1 pseudogene is annotated in these 407 nt (G+C 63.1%); it reads left to right on the forward strand.

Annotated features, from left to right (window positions below):
• Positions 1–156 precede the first annotated feature (156 nt).
• Positions 157–407: pseudogene (locus R5H23_RS16930) on the forward strand (DsbC family protein); the annotation flags it as partial.

Below are 407 nucleotides of genomic sequence, written 5' to 3' on the forward strand. Positions count from 1 at the left end.
GAGCCAGAAGCGAAAGCGCATGGTGCAGAATCCTTGAGAAAGTACCTCCCCATAGTCTGACTGATCCGAATGTGAGTGCGAACACGACCCTGATTGACGCGCCCGGATCGCACTCACATGCACGCCCGGCATGATGTCCGCAGGAGGATCAAATCCATGCGCTCTTTCATCCCGATGCTGATGCTCGGGCTCCCGGCTGTTGCCCTGGGAGCCTCGACCTGCCCCGCCGCGGAGCCAATCCGTGCTGCTGGTGGCCCGCCCCCTTCACGGCCCGTACCTGTTATGCCGGAGATGGGGCCAACGCTGCCCGCCGCCGATATTGCAGCCTCACCCGCTTTGGCCCGCCTTGCGAGCCAGGGCGCGCAACTCTATCGGCTGAAATCCGAGCACGGTCTTGAGGCCGTCTT

It is taken from the genome of Gluconobacter sp. GP1 (genome assembly GCF_032913585.1).
Taxonomy (GTDB): domain Bacteria; phylum Pseudomonadota; class Alphaproteobacteria; order Acetobacterales; family Acetobacteraceae; genus Gluconobacter; species Gluconobacter cerinus.